This window comes from Acinetobacter sp. YH01020, assembly GCF_013420275.1.
Taxonomy (GTDB): Bacteria; Pseudomonadota; Gammaproteobacteria; order Pseudomonadales; family Moraxellaceae; genus Acinetobacter; species Acinetobacter amyesii.
Genome location: NZ_VOYN01000112.1, coordinates 1 through 2,136 on the forward strand (window position 1 = coordinate 1; position 2,136 = coordinate 2,136).

At 58.9% G+C, this 2,136-nt stretch carries 3 protein-coding genes and 1 pseudogene; 1 reads left to right on the forward strand and 3 read right to left on the reverse strand.

From position 1 onward, the window contains the following. Positions 1-75, forward strand: a pseudogene (locus FTT85_RS18285) (IS6 family transposase); the annotation flags it as partial. 129 nt (positions 76-204) lie between these two features. Here the strand turns inward: FTT85_RS18285 and FTT85_RS18290 are convergent. The 3 genes from FTT85_RS18290 to FTT85_RS18300 form a co-directional block, all read right to left on the reverse strand. Further along, the gene (locus FTT85_RS18290) at positions 205-705 is read right to left on the reverse strand and encodes a GNAT family N-acetyltransferase (protein ID WP_000376623.1); all 501 of its coding nucleotides are present in this window, start codon (positions 703-705) and stop codon (positions 205-207) included. 127 nt (positions 706-832) lie between these two features. Continuing rightward, entirely contained in the window at positions 833-1,672 is an 840-nt protein-coding gene (gene sul1, locus FTT85_RS18295) for a sulfonamide-resistant dihydropteroate synthase Sul1 (RefSeq protein WP_000259031.1), read from the reverse strand. After that, positions 1,666-2,013, reverse strand: coding sequence for a quaternary ammonium compound efflux SMR transporter QacE delta 1 (locus FTT85_RS18300; protein ID WP_000679427.1), 348 nt, complete (start codon positions 2,011-2,013; stop codon positions 1,666-1,668). The genes sul1 and FTT85_RS18300 overlap by 7 nt, the downstream gene beginning before the upstream one ends. Positions 2,014-2,136 lie beyond the last annotated feature (123 nt).

Genomic DNA, 2,136 nt, shown 5'->3' on the forward strand with positions numbered 1-2,136 from the left:
GGCCAGGCCTCAGCATTTTATTATGGTGATCCCCTGGGCGAAATGCGCCTGGTAAGCAGAGTTTTTGAAATGTAAGGCCTTTGAATAAGACAAAAGGCTGCCTCATCGCTAACTTTGCAACAGTGCCTCGCGGTCGGACTGCAAGTGATCTTGAAGCCACGGGCCCGTCCCACCCCGACATGGACCTCGATGCCCGAACGGACGTTAGATTTCGAGTTCTAGGCGTTCTGCGATGAAGGTTGGATCCCAGCCGGGATTGAAAGTGTCGACGTGGGTGAATCCGAGCCGCTCGTATAGGCCACGCAGGTTCGGGTGGCAGTCGAGCCGCAGCTTGGCGCACCCCTGCGTTCGCGCGGCATGGCGGCAAGCCTCGATCAGCGCGGAGCTGACACCCCGGCCCGCATGTGTCCGTCGCACCGCGAGCTTGTGCAGATATGCGGCCTCCCCCTTGAGGGCGTCGGGCCAGAACTCGGGATCCTCGGCCGACAAGGTGCAACAGCCGACGATGCCGTCGCTGCAACTCGCGACTAGGAGCTCGGATCTCAGGACGAAGGTCTCCGCGAATGTCCGGTCGATCCGCGCGACGTCCCAGGCGGGCGTTCCCTTGGCGGACATCCACGCCGCAGCGTCGTGCATCAGCCGCACAACCTCGTCGATATCACCCGAGCAGGCGACCCGAACGTTCGGAGGCTCCTCGCTGTCCATTCGCTCCCCTGGCGCGGTATGAACCGCCGCCTCATAGTGCAGTTTGATCCTGACGAGCCCAGCATGTCTGCGCCCACCTTCGCGGAACCTGACCAGGGTCCGCTAGCGGGCGGCCGGAAGGTGAATGCTAGGCATGATCTAACCCTCGGTCTCTGGCGTCGCGACTGCGAAATTTCGCGAGGGTTTCCGAGAAGGTGATTGCGCTTCGCAGATCTCCAGGCGCGTGGGTGCGGACGTAGTCAGCGCCATTGCCGATCGCGTGAAGTTCCGCCGCAAGGCTCGCTGGACCCAGATCCTTTACAGGAAGGCCAACGGTGGCGCCCAAGAAGGATTTCCGCGACACCGAGACCAATAGCGGAAGCCCCAACGCCGACTTCAGCTTTTGAAGGTTCGACAGCACGTGCAGCGATGTTTCCGGTGCGGGGCTCAAGAAAAATCCCATCCCCGGATCGAGGATGAGCCGGTCGGCAGCGACCCCGCTCCGTCGCAAGGCGGAAACCCGCGCCTCGAAGAACCGCACAATCTCGTCGAGCGCGTCTTCGGGTCGAAGGTGACCGGTGCGGGTGGCGATGCCATCCCGCTGCGCTGAGTGCATAACCACCAGCCTGCAGTCCGCCTCAGCAATATCGGGATAGAGCGCAGGGTCAGGAAATCCTTGGATATCGTTCAGGTAGCCCACGCCGCGCTTGAGCGCATAGCGCTGGGTTTCCGGTTGGAAGCTGTCGATTGAAACACGGTGCATCTGATCGGACAGGGCGTCTAAGAGCGGCGCAATACGTCTGATCTCATCGGCCGGCGATACAGGCCTCGCGTCCGGATGGCTGGCGGCCGGTCCGACATCCACGACGTCTGATCCGACTCGCAGCATTTCGATCGCCGCGGTGACAGCGCCGGCGGGGTCTAGCCGCCGGCTCTCATCGAAGAAGGAGTCCTCGGTGAGATTCAGAATGCCGAACACCGTCACCATGGCGTCGGCCTCCGCAGCGACTTCCACGATGGGGATCGGGCGAGCAAAAAGGCAGCAATTATGAGCCCCATACCTACAAAGCCCCACGCATCAAGCTTTTGCCCATGAAGCAACCAGGCAATGGCTGTAATTATGACGACGCCGAGTCCCGACCAGACTGCATAAGCAACACCGACAGGGATGGATTTCAGAACCAGAGAAAGAAAATAAAATGCGATGCCATAACCGATTATGACAACGGCGGAAGGGGCAAGCTTAGTAAAGCCCTCGCTAGATTTTAATGCGGATGTTGCGATTACTTCGCCAACTATTGCGATAACAAGAAAAAGCCAGCCTTTCATGATATATCTCCCAATTTGTGTAGGGCTTATTATGCACGCTTAAAAATAATAAAAGCAGACTTGACCTGATAGTTTGGCTGTGAGCAATTATGTGCTTAGTGCATCTAACGCCGGAGTTAAGCC